Source organism: Butyrivibrio sp. FCS014 (assembly GCF_000526935.1).
In the GTDB taxonomy this organism is placed as follows: domain Bacteria; phylum Bacillota; class Clostridia; order Lachnospirales; family Lachnospiraceae; genus Butyrivibrio.
In genome coordinates, this window is sequence record NZ_JAHA01000019.1 from 931,575 (window position 1) to 948,891 (window position 17,317).

10 protein-coding genes and 1 riboswitch are annotated in these 17,317 nt (G+C 48.1%); of the genes, 3 read left to right on the plus strand and 7 right to left on the minus strand.

The window, feature by feature from the left end; all coding sequences use genetic code 11:
* Positions 1–15: 15 nt before the first annotated feature.
* Positions 16–489, plus strand: coding sequence for a CPBP family intramembrane glutamic endopeptidase (locus tag T456_RS0116930; RefSeq protein WP_024867194.1), 474 nt, complete (start codon positions 16–18; stop codon positions 487–489).
* Here T456_RS0116930 and addA read toward each other — a convergent pair.
* From addA to pdxR, 4 genes are read right to left on the minus strand one after another with little or no spacing between them, the layout of a single operon-like run.
* The gene (addA, locus tag T456_RS0116935; RefSeq protein ID WP_024867195.1) at positions 474–4,169 is read right to left on the minus strand and encodes a helicase-exonuclease AddAB subunit AddA; all 3,696 of its coding nucleotides are present in this window, start codon (positions 4,167–4,169) and stop codon (positions 474–476) included. The two genes, T456_RS0116930 and addA, sit on opposite strands and share 16 nt — an antisense overlap.
* Positions 4,159–7,713 carry a PD-(D/E)XK nuclease family protein gene (locus T456_RS0116940; protein WP_024867196.1) on the minus strand — a complete coding sequence of 1,185 codons (3,555 nt, stop codon included), beginning with the start codon at positions 7,711–7,713 and terminating at the stop codon, positions 4,159–4,161. The genes addA and T456_RS0116940 overlap by 11 nt, the downstream gene beginning before the upstream one ends.
* 18 nt (positions 7,714–7,731) lie before the next feature.
* The gene (locus T456_RS0116945) at positions 7,732–9,867 is read right to left on the minus strand and encodes a GGDEF domain-containing phosphodiesterase (RefSeq protein ID WP_024867197.1); all 2,136 of its coding nucleotides are present in this window, start codon (positions 9,865–9,867) and stop codon (positions 7,732–7,734) included.
* A 36-nt stretch (positions 9,868–9,903) separates the two neighbouring features.
* Positions 9,904–10,992, minus strand: coding sequence for a MocR-like pyridoxine biosynthesis transcription factor PdxR (gene pdxR / locus T456_RS0116950; RefSeq protein WP_024867198.1), 1,089 nt, complete (start codon positions 10,990–10,992; stop codon positions 9,904–9,906).
* 127 nt (positions 10,993–11,119) lie between these two features.
* Between pdxR and T456_RS0116955 the strand changes: the two genes are divergently transcribed.
* A complete protein-coding gene (locus T456_RS0116955; protein WP_024867199.1) occupies positions 11,120–11,722 on the plus strand; it encodes an ECF transporter S component in 603 nt (200 codons plus the stop codon).
* 50 nt (positions 11,723–11,772) lie between these two features.
* Positions 11,773–12,336, plus strand: a complete 564-nt coding sequence (locus T456_RS0116960) for a TIGR01440 family protein (protein ID WP_024867200.1) — start codon at positions 11,773–11,775, stop codon at positions 12,334–12,336.
* A gap of 119 nt (positions 12,337–12,455) precedes the next feature.
* Here T456_RS0116960 and T456_RS0116970 read toward each other — a convergent pair whose 3' ends face one another.
* From T456_RS0116970 to T456_RS21665, 3 genes are all read right to left on the minus strand, one after another.
* Positions 12,456–13,634 carry a phosphoribosylaminoimidazolecarboxamide formyltransferase gene (locus T456_RS0116970; RefSeq protein ID WP_024867201.1) on the minus strand — a complete coding sequence of 393 codons (1,179 nt, stop codon included), beginning with the start codon at positions 13,632–13,634 and terminating at the stop codon, positions 12,456–12,458.
* Positions 13,631–14,353: an IMP cyclohydrolase gene (locus T456_RS0116975; RefSeq protein WP_024867202.1), complete on the minus strand. Its 723-nt coding sequence runs from the start codon at positions 14,351–14,353 to the stop codon at positions 13,631–13,633. Before T456_RS0116975 ends, T456_RS0116970 begins: the two co-directional genes overlap by 4 nt.
* Before the next feature lie 157 nt (positions 14,354–14,510).
* Positions 14,511–14,595: riboswitch (ZMP/ZTP riboswitch) on the minus strand.
* A gap of 60 nt (positions 14,596–14,655) precedes the next feature.
* A complete protein-coding gene (locus T456_RS21665) occupies positions 14,656–17,136 on the minus strand; it encodes a bifunctional diguanylate cyclase/phosphodiesterase (RefSeq protein ID WP_024867203.1) in 2,481 nt (826 codons plus the stop codon).
* Positions 17,137–17,317: the final 181 nt, after the last annotated feature.

The following is a 17,317-nucleotide window of genomic DNA, read 5'->3' on the forward strand; positions in this document are numbered from 1 at the left end:
GATTGTCAATAGGAAATGAAAAATATATTTTCCGAAAGATCAGGTATCAAGGAGATTTCAGTCTCCACATATATCATTTATGGGCTTATTTCCTGCGCTGTGGCCTTCCTTCTCACCCTGGTGTTCAATATAACAGGTCTCACCGAAATCGAATCCTTTCAAAACGCCTCGGATTCACTTATGGATGTTGGCGACAACACTGTTATCCTCATCCTTCTCTACTGCATCGTCACTCCTCTTTTTGAGGAGATCATTTTCAGATTCTTCCTGTTTGACATCATCTTTCATTTTTCCAAAAATGCCGTCGTCTCCGTAATTCTCACCGCGGCCCTCTTTGGCATATATCACTTAAATCCCGTTCAGATACTCTACGGCTTTCTTATGGGACTTCTCATAACCTTTGCCTATTACCGCTACAGAAAGCTGTCCCTGGTATTTCTCATGCACTCACTGGCCAACCTCGTAGCCCTCATTTACACGCTTAGCTGAATCTGCCTTCCAAGGGCAAAGGAATAGATGTAGATCTCTTTTACCTTCATTCCTGTAGCTGCCTCCAGCGCCCTCTTGTAGAGCTTAAGCTGAATGCTGTATCTGTCGGTAAGATCCTTGTCTTCCCTCACCTTATCCGTCTTGTAATCCATAAGGATGATATCATCACCTTCTATGAACCAGGCATCCACGATTCCCTGAACCAGCACGGTTTCATCATCCGGGAATTTCTCATTAAGCTCAGAGGCGGAAACGCCCATCATGAAAGGCTTCTCGGTCATTAGCTTCCCGTTTCTATATGCTTCCCCCATGCGCTTTCCAAGGTCTGTAAAAAGAAACATCGAAACATCCTTAATATCTACGCAGTCCCTGTAGGTTTCCGGGATAACGCCCTTTTCGGTCAGTTTCCCGATCCACTTATCAAGTCTTTCGCAAACCTCTTTGCTGCTCTTTGAAGGAAGGCTCTCATCCCCGTAGATGTCCTCGTCAAGAAGCTCCATTATCCTGTGATATGCTGTTCCTCTTTCAGCTCCCGTAAGCTGTCCCCCGGAGGATGCACTATCCTCATCCCCGGTCTCTTCCATATCTTGGGCAAAAGAGGCTTCATGGGCATCGAACTCTCCCGTCTCCTCCAGCATCTTTTTCTTAAGCTCCGTAACCGTGGTCTTGGTGAAAAGACCTGTAAGCTCCGGATGAGAGTACTTAGCGCTTAGCCTTTCCTTTAGCTGTTTCTCCAATTCGTCATTCCCCGCGGGAGCCTCCAGCTCTTTTCTCCGGATCTGTGAAAGAGCATCATCAGTAAGCTGCACCACGGTGATATCGTTGGCACCCATGGCCTTTATCTTAAGAGAGGGCTCATCCTCACCGGCTACGTAATATGCGCCGTATTCCTCAGCGGGAATCTCATACTTCTCAAATATCTCCTTCATGGATGAATGGAGGAATACCGCAGGAAGAACAAGGTCCAGGTAACTCTGGGCTGCCTTTCTCTTTCCGTAGGGAAGGAGCTCTCCGCTCTTTCCAAGGGAGGCTGCAAGGGCCAGCTGCTCAGAGACTTTCTTAGCCAGGTTCTTCACACCGGCAGTCATGATGAGCTTTTCTTTGGCTCTTGTTAAGGCAACGTAAAGGACACGCAGTTCCTCGCCGAGGCTCTCGGTCTTCATTGAGTCTGCGATAACAGCGCGCTTTAAGGTGTCGGACTTGATGCCAAGCTCTGAATTGATGTACTTAACCCCTAGTCCCAGATCCATATCCAGGATGAAATTGCCGGTGCTGTCCCTGAAATTGAGGTGCTGTCCCATTCCGGCAACAAACACCACGGGAAACTCCAGGCCCTTACTCTTATGGATACTCATGATCCTTACAACATCGGCGTTCTCGTCGATTATGCCGGCCTCGCCGGAATCCAACTGACTGTTCCTAAGGTGCTCAATATATCTTACAAAGTGGAACAGTCCCTTGAAACTGGTCCTCTCGAAATTGGCGGCGTCGTTAAGAAGCTGTTCTATGTTGGCCCGGCGCTGATTGCCGTAGGGCATGGCTGTCACCACGGTCTCGAAATCAGTCCTGTTCAAAAACAGCTGTAAGAGCTCATGGACGGGCACATAGGTGGACATGGTCCTGAACTCCTCGATAAGAGCCACAAAGGCCGCTGCCTTGTCTGAAAGCTCCGTATCAAGTGCAAGGCCGCTCTTCATTCCAAGGAAGTAGCTCTCCCCAAGATCCGGGTCTTCAAGATCATTTAAGGCGATCTTTATCTTTGCCAGCTCCTCGTCGGTAAAGCCGCCGACAGGCGACTTCATAACGCTGATAAGCTCAATGTTCTGCCTGGGATTGTCGATCACAGACATCACGTTAAGAAGCACGGAAACCTCATAGGAGGTGAAGTATCCGCTCTTGGATTCCATATATGCGGGGATTCCGTTGTTGGAAAGCCCCTTCTTTAAAACATCCACCCAGCCTGAGGGTGATCTGAATAAAATGACAATGTCCTTGTAGGAGAGCTTTGGATTCTCTCTTCTTAGCTCATTTATCCTTGAGGCAATGACCGCTACCTCTTTTTCCTTGATGGACATATCCGAGGCGTCACCATCATCCTCCGTATCGTCCACAAGCAAAAGCTCGGGAGTTACATCAAGCAAGGGCTCCTCGTATTTAGCCCCGTAAACAAGCATTGCATCGCTGTCATACTCAACCTTGCCAAGGTCAGCCCCCATGATCCTTGCAAAGATATAGTTGGTTATATCAAGGATCTCTTTCCTGCTTCGGAAATTCTTGTGAAGGTCGATCCTTCTGTTTTCGGAACCCGCATCCTTATCAAAGGAGGCAAATTTCTCCATGAAGATCTCGGGCCTTGCCAGGCGGAACTTGTAGATGCTCTGCTTGACGTCGCCCACCATAAACCTCTCGGAAACCTTCGGGTCCTCGCCGGATATGGCCTTTAATATCATCTCCTGAACGCTGTTGCTGTCCTGATACTCGTCAATAAGGACCTCCCTGTAGTAGTCCCTGTACTCAAGGGCAACGACAGAGGGCGTTGAAACATCCTCGGAGGGGTGGTCCACCAGTATCTGAAGGGCAAAGTGCTCCATATCGGAGAAGTCGATGATATGCCTGTTTCTCTTTTCTTCTGCAAACCGGTCAGCAAATTCCAGAGTGAGCCTTACCAGCTCCCTGACAGCCCTGTCGCAGTAAGCCATTTTCTCTTTTACCTGGTCGCTCCTGCTGCCGAAAAAATCCTTTATAAGCTTCGCCACGGCCTCCTTGGCATCGTTCCGCATCTTCTGGGCAAACCCCTTCTTGTCGGCGTTTACGCTATTGTCCCTGCAGGGGGAAAGCTTGTCAAAGCTTATGTTCCTCAGCCGGTCAAAAGAATCATCATAGCCCTTAGAGTCAATGGCAGCACGGACACTCTCAAGCTCTGCCTCAAATCTGTCAACATACATATAGGGCCCGTCGGGATCAGAGGCAAGCTTAAGAGCAAGCTCAAGCCTTGATGCAGCTTCCTTAAGGACGTCCCTTGCAATCTCCATGCACACCTTAACAAAGCCAAGCTCATCAAAGTCCCCATCCGCGGCCTCATAATCGCAAAGCCTCTGTCTTAGCCAGTCCTCGGGCCAGGGCATACTCTGTGAATATTTGTAGAGAGTGTTTATGTACTCCGAAACCGCGCTGTCGCTGTTGCCCTGGCTGAAATAATCCATGCAGTAGATGAAATCGCTGTTCTCTTCCCCGGAGGCCCTGTCATACTCCTCCTCCAGAAAGTTGTTTAGTACCTCCTCGGAGAGAAGCTGCAGCTCGCCCTCGTCCCCTACTCTGTAGGAAGGGTCAAGGCCTATGGTATTAAAGTTGTTCCTGACCACATACTGACAGAAGGAATCGATGGTGGTGATCTGGGCGTTGTGGATCAGGGTCTCCTGCCTCTGAAAGTGGGCATCCTCCGGATCCTGCGCCAGTCTCTCATGGATCGCTGCGGTGATCTTCTCCTTCATCTGTGCGGCTGCTGCCCTTGTGAAGGTCACCACCAGAAGATGATCGATATCAAGCCCCTCGCTCATCATCTGAATTATGCGCTCTACCAAAACCGCAGTCTTGCCGGAGCCGGCTGCTGCGGATACCAGTATATTGCTCTTTCTGGCGTCAATGACCGCCTGTTGTTCCTCGGTAAATTCAATCCCCATCTGTATCTGTCTCTTCTTCGTTAACTTCAGCCATGATAAGGGCTGTTGCTTCATCGTCTGTTACTTCGAAATGTCTTTTCCTGTATCCGGGCACCTTCTCGTCGCATCCGCAGATGGACTTAAAGTCACAGAAGGTGCAGGAGTTGTACTTCTTGTCGTCAAAAGGATTTACTTCTATGTCTCCGTCCAGGATATTCCTGCCCTGCTGCCTTATCTTCCTGCCGACAAATTCCGAGAGTCCCTCTATGACCTCGGGAGCCGCCGTCTGGGATCTTGCTCCCACAGCGCCCTTGGCTGTGATCTCAACAGGAATTACATCGGATTTACCCGAAATCTCATTGTCCAAAAGATCTATGATATCCCGGTCCTCACTTACAAGTCCCCTGGTATTGAGCTGGCTTCTTATGGCCTTGTTCAGTGTCTCCTCATCGGGCTCCTCCTCGGTCTCAAACTCGGGATTGTGTATATGGTAGTAAAGAAGCGCGGCGGGAACTACCTCTTTTCCCTTGGAGTGCTTCTTCTGAGCGGCCATGGCAACGTTCATGTACAGCACCAGCTGGAGCTGAAGGCCGTAGTACAGGGATGCCACGCTGAAGCTGTGCTTGGAGGACTTGTAGTCCACGATCTTAACGTATACGTGATCGGGGTCGCTGCAGATGTCCACTCTGTCGATGCGGCCTTTAAGCTTCATGCTCTCTATGATGTTATGCCTTTCATCCTCACGAAGGGCAATATTGATATCTTCGATGTTTCCGGCTTCTTCAAAGCTCATCTCCATATGGGCGGGCTCAAAGCTTCCCTTTGAGAGCTGGTACCGCATGGTATCTGCGGTTTTGACAAGGATCTTGTGGATCCTGTCCGCCACATACTCGTTTCTTGAGGTGCTGCGAAGAATGGTCTCCCCGTAGGCGTCCACGCACTCGTTAACGATCTTGTCCAGGATCTTATCAGACTCCTCCTTGGTAATGTTTCTGAAATTCCTGCCATCGGAGGTTATTTCCTTAAGGTACTTCTCAAGGACGTCATGGAACACATTTCCAAGATCCGCCCGGTCAAACTTGTACTCCTGCCTCTCCTCAAGCCCTAAGCCGTACTTAAGGAAGTGGGCATAGGCGCAGGAGGCATACTGCTCAAGCCTTGTAACGCTGTTCTCAAGGTTCACCCCGTAAAGGGCCGTGGCAATGGCCTTGGCCAGGGGCCTGTTCCTGTAATGGGTAAATGCAGCCTCGGTGATCTCATCAAGGAGCTTCTTATCTCCCATCTGCCCAAGAACCCTGTAGAGGGTCATGAACTCTTTCTTCTCCTCATCGGTTGCTCTGCCTGCGGCATATTCACGGATCATCCCCGCCATGGCCACCATTCCGTCGTCGGTGCTCACAACCTGTGAGAGGGCATCCCGATCCTCGGGACGATGCACCTCAAGGCCCTCATACATCCCGGTTATCTTGGGTATAAGATAGGCCGCGTGAAGTGACTTTCCGTCGCTTGATAGCTCCGCAAAGGACAAAAACAGCTTGTCCGTGGGCTTTGTCAGGTTCATATAAAGGTAGAGCCTCTGTATATACATCTGCTGCCTGGGTGTAGGTGCAAACTCTATCTGCGTGCCAAGGTCCAGAAGGAACTGCCTGTCTATATCCGACAGTATTCCTCCGCTTCCGGCGCCGGAAGGTATATTTCCGTCGTTGACTCCCACAAAGAAAAGGACCTTTATCTCGCGAAGCCTTGTTCTTTCTATGTCTCCCACAACTATCCTGTCAACGTCCTGGGGAATGGTTCCGACAGCTATCTCTCCAAAGCCCGCCGACAGAAGATCTCTGTACTCCTCAAGGGTTATGGCTTCATCCCCCACAAGGGATTTCATCTGCTCAAGAAGGGTTATGATCTTGTCATAGATCTGGTCGTATTCCCTGGCCTTTTTAAGGTCACCCTGCTCCTCGAACATCGCCCTGTATTCCTGAAGCTTCCGCTGACATTCCCCGGCCTCGATGACCTTTATCAGGGCATCTGTTATACCGGAGACTGTCCCCTGTCTTGTATCAAAAAGAGGCATCAGATCCCCGGAAAGCTTCTGTCTGATGCTGTTTAGTTTCTCTAAAAGCCGGACTTCGCGAAGATCTTCCTCTTCCTTGCCTGCTCTTTTCCTGAATCTTCTGGGCATGTGCCTTAGGAACTTATCCTCCCACTGCTGTCTGCCTCTTACGCCCAGGGCTCTTACGTAGTCCTCCAGGATATCGGCGTCGTTCCTGTCAAAGTCCGTCATGCCGCTTCGCATGTAGTGGAAAACGTCCTCGTATCTGTAGCCTGAGAGGACGATGTTGATGGCGCTTGTGATGTACTCAATGAAGGGATTTAAAAGGATGCTGGTGTTCTTGTCAACGTAAATGGGGATATCGAACTTCCCGGCCTGCCTGGTCACAATATCCGCGTAGGAATCAAGGCTGCCGCAAAGAAGGGCGATGTCCCTGTAGGCATAGCCCTGCTGCTTGACGAGATCACTTATGATTATCATGGCCTGGCGGATCTCCTCATCCCCGGTGGATGCCCTGAATATGGTGATGGAGTCGTTGGCCCCCGTAAATTTCTCAGTTTTATAGCGGAAAAGAGACTGCTCAAGATATGCCAGCGGTGGATTGCCTTTAAGCCTTGCCACCGGAGTTTCTTTGATGAAGACATCTTTCTCATCTCCGGTTCTTGCATGCCTTAAGGCCCTGAAGGCGGCAAAGTCGCTTATGTTGCTGCCCTTTTCCCGCATCACGGCAAATTCAAGTTTCTCCAGTTCCAGAACAGTTTTTTTGCTAAGAAGAAAGAGTTCCTGCTCCTTCAGTTCCTCCGAATAGGGATCCTCATCGGGACTTATGGTCACGGTAAAGATGACCTCCCTGCACAGGGTAAGGAGCTGTCTGATGACTCTGTACTGAATGGGGGTAAAGCCGGTGAAGCCGTCAAATACCACCACGCTGTCCTTTATAAGCTCTGAGTTTGGAAGAGCCCTGCAGAGGATGTCCAAAGTCTCCTCGGGAGTTGTGAACTTTCCGTTTATGTATTCAAGGAACTCCCGATACAAAAGCCTAAGGTCCCTAAGTTTGGCGCTAAGTGCCCCTTTGCTATGGCTCTTTTCCTCAAGGAGGGCAAGGTCCTCGTCCCCGATACCGTACTGCATGAATTCGGAGATGGTGGACTTTACTTCGTCGATATAGCCGGGTTTGTGCATGTTCTTTCCGATGACAGGGAGCCGGTCTCCAAGCTTGTCGGAAAGACGGCGAAGTACAAGGCTCTTTCCCAGATCGTCAAGCACAGAAAAAGAGCTCAGGCCTGTTTCCTCAAAAACTCTGTGAGAAAGTCTGCCAAAGCTCAATATATCGATGTTCATGATGGCTCCCAAAGGATGCATCTTTACTACATCCTTCTGGGTCTGCATCGTGAACTGGTCAGGGACCAGGATAAGAAAATCCGTATCCCTTTCCTTCATACTTCTTTCAATGATCTCTTTATAAAGCCCGGTGCTCTTCCCCGCTCCGGACGCCCCAAAACAAAACCTGAGCATACCCTGATCCTATCCCCGTTATTTCAAATAATCGTCCTTTAACTCATCCGCATATCTGCAGCATGAGATGTATTTCCACTTACCATTATAGTAGAAGGGCAGGATCATGTACATCTGCATTCTTCCGCTATCGCCGGGCATTGCGGAACGGAAATAATCAACCAGATATTCGCCGCCGGACTCCTTAACCCTGTCCCTGACAGTAGGGATGTAATAGAACTTTTTAAAGCGCTCCCTGTCCTCGGGTACAAGGTACAGTTCGGCATAATAGCTCACAGCCTTCACCGCGTCATTTTCCACGTCAGACACAGACCTCTGATTTGCATTGAGGTAGATATTATCAACTTTTCCGTAGTCATCAAAAAGGTCAACTCTGAAATACTGGTTAAACACGTGGGCCATTGCCACCTGAAGGTCCTCAGACAGATCGGCCTGATTGTTAAGAGAAGTGTTTCTGGTCACTATGGCAAAGACCGCCGTATCACCATGCCTTGAGAGGAACCTTATCTTGTTATCCACGATGGATCCGTTTGATATTGTGTTTATGTTTATTCTATGGTCAGGGGATTCCTCCGCCTGTCTTACCGCATGAACAAATTTGTCCAGTTCCGGAAGATCGCTGTGGAGTGCATAAAAGGCATTTATCTCCTCAAGGCTTGAAAAGCCCAGAGAGCTTATAACGCTAAGGTAGGCGTCGTTGGCATAAAGGATCTGGGGAAGCTGCCCAATAAGCTCCGTGATGGCTATGGGAATGTTATTCTCCACCACCATCTCTTTTGCCCTTAAAGGGGTGTTTCCAAGAAGGTTGATCTCGCCGATGGCCTCGTAGTAATAACTGTAAGTGTAGTCCTCACAAAACTCAGGTGTGAGCTCTGCTGCCCTGTCAAAATCCTCCACGGGCTTTGGCTTTCCAAAAAGGTATCCCTGCAACTTCTCGCAGCCTATTTTCTTAAGAAATTCATACTGTTCTTTAGTCTCAACACCCTCTGCAAGGGTATGTATTCCAAGTTCCTTTGCCATGTTGACTATGGCTGCCAGGATAACATGGGACCTCTTGTTGTTCTCAAAGGACCTGAGGAAATTCATATCAATCTTAAGGACATCAAAGTCGTAGTTCTTAAGGTTGTTAAGGGAGCTGTAGCCTGCGCCGAAGTCATCCATCCAGACTTCATATCCCGCCTCCCTGAATCTTCGTATCTCATCTCCAAGGAAATCAGCTCCGAAGGCGATGGCGCTCTCGGTGATCTCTATGTGAAGAAGGCTCTTGGGAATATCAAACTTCTCTCTGCACTTATCCACTTCAGCCAGAATGTCACAAAGCTCAAAGTCCAGCTGTGAAAGGTTGACGGAAATAGGCTCCACCGAATAGCCGCTGTCTATGTCATCCCGAAGGTCTGAACACACCTGACTTATGATGTAGGTGTCCAGCTTGTGTACGAGATGTACGCTCTCTAATACTTCCACGAAGATGACAGGGGAAATAAGCCCCATAACAGGGTCCTGCCACCTGGCAAGAGCCTCGTAGCCGCAGACCTTGCCTGTCATGGCCCTGACTTCCTTCTGGTAATAAACCTTGAAGTACTTCTGTTGGAAGGCATTCTCAAAATTATCTATAACGTACTGACGAAGCTCATTCTTCTTGTCGAGCTCGTCATTGTAGAAATTATCGTATTTATCGTAGACTCTTATTATGTCATCGCAGGCAATCTTGGCTCTGTCAACGGAAACAACAGGGTCCTCCTCATTTCCCGAAGCAAGATAAATACCCGCCTTGATGCGCATTGGAAGTGCCTTCTCATGCCTTACCGCAGCCTCTCGAAGTCTTGACAGTCTATCCAGTATTTCTTTTTCCTCAAGGGATTTACCGTAAATAATGAAGTGGTCGCCACCGGTGCGGGCCACCAGCTCATCAGGAAAGATGCTACGAATTTCAGCCGCAAGCCCCTTAAGGAACTCGTTTCCTCCCGCAAAGCCGTAACGCTTGTTGAAGGTCTTGAAATTCATAACATTCAGATAGATTATGACAACACCGGCCTTTTCATCCTCCTGGCCATGGCTCTGAATATGGCTCAGAATTCCGTTCAGCTTAAGGAATCCGGTGAGTTCATCAATATGTTCATGGTTCTCGATTTCAGGTAACCCGAAGTTGTTCACAATCTGCCCTCTTATTTCGACACCAATACAAATATATTATACCATGAATAACTTGTTTCTGTTATACCGTCTGACTCTATTAATATGCCTTTCAAAATCACCGCTGTCTATAAGACTTGCTATGACCAGCTGATCCAATGTAGGCACCGGGCATTCGTAGAATCCTGTCATTTCGGTAAATTTACCCGTAAGGGCCTCCGGAAGGACCATATAAGCGCATCGAACAAAGCTTCCGATGGTCCTTGTAAAGGTATTTACATAGATGACCCTGCCCTCGCCGTCAAGGGAAAAGATGGTCTCCTCGGGCTTTCGGCTGGGAGTGAACTCGGATTCGAAATCATCTTCGATGATATATCCGTCATTTTTTCTGCTCCACTTAAGATACTCTCTCTTCTTGGAGGCTGAGGCGGTAACTCCGCTGGGGAAGCTCCGGTAGGGAGTGATATGAAGGATCTTTATGCTGCTGTCCCACAGCAGCGAGCTCTCGATTCCGTCGCTGCCAAGCTTTAGCATTTTAAGGTCGGCTCCTCCTGCGCTGTAAACCTTGGCAATCTTCTGATAGGAGGGACTCTCAACACCGTAGACCACATCTCTTCCAAAGGTCTGAACGATGAGGCCGTACAGGTATTCCGCCCCGGCACCGATGATTATCTGATCCGGATTCACCTCAAGCCTTCTTGACCGCAGCAGATACCAGGCTATGGCATTCCTTAGCTCAAACATCCCGTTCTTCGGGGATTTCTCCATAAGGTATTCCCCATAATCACTAAGTACCTTTCTTACGGTCCTTGCATAAATGGAATAGGAAAACTGCGGCTCATCGCTTGGGGTATGGGGAACGGAGGGATGGCCGGACTTTGGAGCGGGAGCCTTTGCCTTTTTTCCCGGAAGACTGTAGATATCTGTGTCATCAAAGGTCACAAAGTAGCCGCTCTTCTGCCTGGGAACGATGTACCCTTCCTCGGAAAGAAGCTCATAGGCATGCTCCACGGTAATGACGCTGACTCCCATGGAATCCGCCATTACACGCTTTGAAGGCAGCTTCGTATCCACGGGATATCTTCCGCTTATGATGTCCTCTCTGACCCTGTCATACACTTTAAGGTAGCGCTTCTCTTTTTCCATGGGCATTCTCCGAAATCTGGTTATATAAAATAATCTGTTTTTGATATTTTTAATATTATCAGTTTGATGATATATTGTATTCAGTTTGTTAGTCAAGACAAAATAGCGTTAACCCAGGGAGGATAATATGAAAATCGACAATGTCAAAAGACTTACTTTCGCAGGCCTGATGGCGGCCCTCTGCTATGTAGGATACGCCGTTTTCCCCGCCATCAATGCTTCCGGAACCAAAGTTCACATAGGTAATGCATTCGTAGTTTTAGGAGCCCTTCTTCTTGGCGGAGTTTACGGGGGACTGGCCGGAGCAGTCGGACTTTCCATCGCAGATCTTACACTTGGATATACAGCATCGGCTCCAAGAACCTTTATCACCAAGCTGGTGATCGGCCTTATCGTTGGACTTGTAGCTCACAGGATTGCCAAGATCTCCGGGGAGCACAAGAGATCCTATATCATCAAGTGGTCTGCCATCGCAGCAGTTGCAGGACTTGCCGTTAACTGCATCTTCGAGCCGGCACTTAAGTATTTCTGGTTTACCATTCTTACACCAAATGCCGAAAAAGCCGCATCAGCCGTCAGCGCGCTTTTAGCAATAACAACTTATGCTACAATAATAAATGCGGTCATCAATTCAGTTCTTGCGGTGATCATCTACAATGCACTTCGTCCCGCACTGAACAGGGCCAACCTCTTTCCCACACTTACAGGGGATGTAGCAAAAGAGGCATAAAAGTTACCGGAGCCGTCACAACGTGCGCCGGACAAAGGCAGGTATGGATCATGGATTACGATAATATAAAGGCACAGGCTGCTCAGGCTGCAAGGGAGATCCTTGAGCAGGCGCATCTTTCAAAGGGAGCCATCTTTGTGATAGGCTGTTCCTCCAGCGAGATCCTGGGAGATCAGATAGGAACCGCAACCAACATGGATTCGGCCAACGCGGTATACGACGGGATAATACCGGTGCTTAATGAAAACGGAATATATGCGGCAGCCCAGTGCTGCGAGCATCTCAACAGAGCTCTTGTGGTAGAAAGAGCCGTCATGGAAAAGTACGGTTTTGAACAGGTAAATGCCATTCCCCAGCCGAACCACGCAGGCGGAGCCTTCGGAACGGTATGCTATGACAGATTCGAGGATCCTGTTCTTGTGGAGAATATTGGAGGCAGGGCCGATGCCGGAATCGATATCGGCGGAACCATGATAGGCATGCACATGCACGCTGTGGCTGTTCCCATCAGGATATCTATTCGTAAGATCGGCGAAGCACCCATCATCTGCGCCCGCCACAGACCCAAATATGTAGGAGGCCAAAGAGCCATCTACGACGAGAAGCTTATGTAAATGAAGATCGATGAGCCAGCGCCGCAAGCGCACACATCAAAAGACGGACACCGGAAGGTGCCCGTCTTTTTTGGGATGTAGTAATGTGAGGGAAAAGGAGTCTTTGAGTGTTCTCCTAATCAGTGATGGAAAAGTCTAAGCCCTGTGAATGCCATAACCATATCGTGGCTGTTGGCAGCCTCGATAACGTTGTCATCTCTTACGGATCCGCCAGGCTGAGCAACATACTTAACGCCGCTCTTATATGCTCTCTCGATGTTGTCTCCGAAGGGGAAGAATGCATCTGAACCAAGGGCTACGTCTGTGTTCTTGTCAAGCCATGCTCTCTTTTCAGCCTCTGTGAATACAGGGGGCTTCTCCTTGAAGATGTTCTCCCACTTGCCATCTGCAAGAACGTCCATGTAGTCAGCGCCGATGTAAAGGTCGATGGCGTTGTCTCTGTCGGGGCGCTTGATGGTATCAAGGAAAGGAAGATTAAGAACCTGAGGTGCCTGACGAAGGAACCAGTTATCTGCCTTGGAGCCTGCAAGTCTTGTGCAGTGAATTCTTGACTGCTGGCCTGCGCCGATACCGATGGCCTGTCCGCCCTTTACGTAGCATACTGAGTTGGACTGGGTATACTTAAGTGTGATGAGGGCAATCTTGAGGTCGATGATTGCAGACTCGGGAAGGTCCTTGTTGTCTGTAACGATGTTCTCAAACATCTCGTCGTTTATCTCGATAAAGTTGTGTCCCTGCTCAAAGGTAACACCAAATACCTGCTTCTTCTCGATAGCATCGGGAACATAGTCGGGATCGATCTTGATAACTGCGTAGTTGCCGCCCTTCTTACCCTTGAGGATCTCAAGAGCCTCATCTGTATAGCCGGGAGCAATGATTCCGTCTGAGACTTCTCGCTTTACAAGTCTTGCTGTGTCTACGTCGCAGACATCTGAAAGGGAAATGAAGTCACCGAAGGATGACATTCTGTCAGCGCCTCTTGCTCTTGCGTAAGCATTTGCCAGGGGGCTTAATTCACCAAGATCCTCTACCCAGTAGATCTTTTTCTCGATATCGGTAAGAGGTGTGCCTACGGCAGCACCTGCGGGAGATACGTGCTTGAAGGAAGTTGCTGCAGGAAGGCCTGTAGCCTTCTTGAGCTCTGAAACCAGCTGCCAGCCGTTGAAGGCATCAAGAAGATTGATGAATCCGGGCTTGCCGTTGAGAACCTCGATAGGAAGGTCCTGTCCGTTCTCCATATAAACTCTTGAAGGTTTCTGATTGGGGTTACATCCGTATTTAAGTGCTAACTCTTTCATGCCTTGTCTCCTTTAACATTCTTGTTGATGATCCTGCTCTCTACAGCGCCTGTCTCGATGTTGATGAATCTGGTGAAAAGAGATACCTTGTTATCTGAATTCAGTGCTGACCATACTGTGTTTGTGAACTTGTCGATATCACCGGAAATGTTTACCAGAGTGGGCTCTCCCTCATAGCTGGGAAGAGGATTGCCGTCTCCCATGTAGGTGTGGATGAAATATCCTTCACCAGCCTTGGGCTTGTCGTAGCTGTAGGTAAATCTCTGGCATCTTGAAGGATTGCCGTGATCACTCTTAAGGATTGAAAGTGCGAAATCATACTCCCCGTCCTTGACGTTCATGATACCTGAAATTCTGGGTGTATAGTTGGGGGCATCAGGCTCAAACTCTCTTGTTCTTAAAGCCTCTTCAAAGCTCTGACCTGCCTGCATAAGCTCATAGATGGTGTCGGTCTGATCGCCGTTGGTTACGATGGTTGCGTTGCCACGAACTCTTACGGGAGCATAGATGATAAGGCTGGGATCTTCCATCTTTGAAGGATCAAAAGCCTCGGTGCGGATTCCGTCGCCCTCCCATACAAATACTCTGTTGCGGGAATTCTCGCTTCTTCCCATGATGAAGTAAGCACATACCGCATACTTGCCATCACTTGATGTTCCGATCACGATTCCTCTTCCGGGATAGCTGGTGCTTCCGATCTCTTTTGCTAAATCTACCATGTTCTCCTCCTTAATGTGTATTGTACCGTGAAGCAGACTCGAAAATGCTGCGCATTTCCTCGTTCGCGTTGCTCGTCATATAGTTACATGTATGTCTGCATGCATGTAACTGCATGACTCTGCTTCACGCGAAAAAAACCGCCTGAGCATACCAATAAGCGGTTGCCCAGGCGGTCGACTATTCATTATAAATCTGTACTCCCATGTGGTTACCCACTTATCCGCCAGTTGTACAGACACATATAACATACACTTTTTTGATCAAAATTTCAATGGTAAAAAATGACGGAGTAAAATCCGCGCTAGCTAAGGCTTTCCCGGATCACATGGTACATATTGACATCAGTGATGCCTTCAGCACTGCGAAGATTGCACCCGGATCTTACCTTTACGGTAACGCTGTTGCCCTCAAGTTCTCTGATATCTTCAACTTTCTGTCGAAGGTCCTGCGTCAGAGCTTCAAGCTTTTTGCTGTCATCCATATAAGCCAGGACTGCAAATTCTCCCTCCTTGACTCTGGCAACAGCACAGTTCGCAGGCGTTCCCTCCACCAGGATTTCTCCTATTCTTCTTGAAAGCCTGTCTGCAAATTTACTGCCATAGGTACTTACAATACGATCATATTTCTCATTGCGGATTATAATCAGACCAAAGTCTCTGTTATAATCATCGTACTGAATGGAGTAATCCACCAGCGCCCCGATGAATCCCTTTGCATTCATAAGGCCGGTAGATCTGTCTATCTTTCCAATCTCATAAAGGGCGTCCATCCTGCCTGATTCAATGTCCGCATCAATCATGTAACCCATGATGCCGACAATCTCGCCATTTTCATAAATGGGAGCCTTGTTATAAATAATGTTATGGATCACTCCGTCTATGATGCACTGAGCCGGTGCGTTTTTGATGGAACGGCCTTTTTCCAGAACTTCCATTTCATTCTCATCATATCCCACTCCCTCTATAGTCCAGTTGGTATCATTACCGGTCTTTCCAACAATTTCGTTCACTGAAGCCAAACCAAAATACTTAAGAAAAGCGGCACTTGCTCCAAGGTAACGTCTTTTTGCATCCTTCCAGAAAAACATGATGGAAGAATACCCTGCAAAGTTTTTAAACAACCTGGCATAAATGCTTTCGGCGCTGATAGGGTCTTCTTCCCCGGAAGAGATTTTGAGCTTTTCTGATCCGGAAATAAAGTCGCCTGCATTATCCGGTATTTCCTTCATACAATAAAGATATTCCTTGCCGCCGGTGCCGGGAATTATCATAACGGAAATCTCTTTAAGTCTGTAACTTCCGTCTTCCTGCTTAACTCTGAAAACGTTCTCTATGAATCCCTTTCCTGAGGCTTCAATTCTCTCGGTAATGGTATCAAAATCCATAAATGCAATATACTTGGCCTTATCTTCAGGATTGATAACATTGTCTCTGAACATTTTTGTCTTTACGTTCAAATCAGTACTATAGGCGTTTGAATCCATACCATAAATGAATTTTCCCAGCAGGGGAACAACCCTGTTTCTGCCAGGATTTATCTGAAGAACAACTTCAAACAGATGATTTAGTTCTTTAAGCTTGAAGTCCACACTATTCCTCTTTGTGACATTGCTGTCCGAGGAAATATTCCAGATAGCTCCCTTTATAAGATATTTTCCGGAGTTCTCGGCAATGAGCACACCGGTAAACTTCATGATATTGCCGTTATTGGTGTAATAGAAGGTCTCAACGTTTTTGGTGCGTTCGATGGTATTGGCATATTCTCTGTATTTTTTCAAAAGAGGAGAATTCGTTTGATAGATAAGCCGATCCGCTTCCTTGGATGACAGAGTCCTTGGGAATATCTGCTTTTTATAGGGTTCGTTCATGAACAGCGTCACAAACTCTTTTCCATCGTCCTCTATGATCTCCAGGGGCTCATCACTGTGCCTTGCCGTAGCGCTGGCAACTTCGTAGTAATGGCGCCACCCCCGCTCTTCCATGACTATCCCGTTCTCCTCAATATGATCAAAAAACGCATCAATGGGCATAGGCTTTCCGTAATAATATCCCTGCAGCTTACCGCAGCCGACGCTCATCAGAAAATCCACCTGCTCCCTGGTCTCTACTCCCTCTGCCAGGGTCATTATTCCGATGTCCTTGGCCATGGTAACGGTGGAAGTAATGATAGCCCTGGATCTGTCAGTAAAAGTTCGAAGGAATCCCATATCCAGCTTCATGGTATCAAACTGATAATCCTTCAGAAGAGTCAGAGACGAATATCCGCTTCCGAAATCATCCATCCATACCTCGTAGCCGGCGCCTCTGAAGTCCTCAATAACCTTCTCCATCAGCTCTGCGTCGGACGCTATCATGCTCTCGGTGATCTCTATATGAATGCTGTCTCTTGGAATGTCATACCGATCAACGGCATATTCCACAACCTTCAGCATATCTGTTGTTTCAAAATCAAGTCTTGAGAAATTAACTGAAACCGGAACTGTAGGAAGCCCCTCCGACATGCGCTCGGAGATGTGACGGCATACGGTATCCACAATAAAACAGTCAAGCTTCTGTATCTGCCTGCTGTCCTCAAGGGCACTGATAAACTGATCCGGCGCAAGGAATCCAACCTCCGGATCAATCCATCTGGCCAGAGATTCTGCCCCGCAAAGCTGCCCGGTAAGAGTACGGATGACAGGCTGATAGTACACCTGAATCCATCCCTTCTTAATGGCAACATCTATATTGTCAATGACATAATTCGTCAGAGCACTGTTCTTGTTGTTACCTTCTGGTTTCATAGATTCGCTCCCAAAAATGCCGACACCTGTATTAAGTATAGCAAAGTTTTGTACCAAATATGGTAAACTCAAAATGAAATTTAAGTAAACTCAAGTCGGATGGACAAAGTCGGTAACGTTACCACTTTTCTCTTTTCAAATCAGACCGGTTATGATATTGTGACATTAATTTACTGATAAG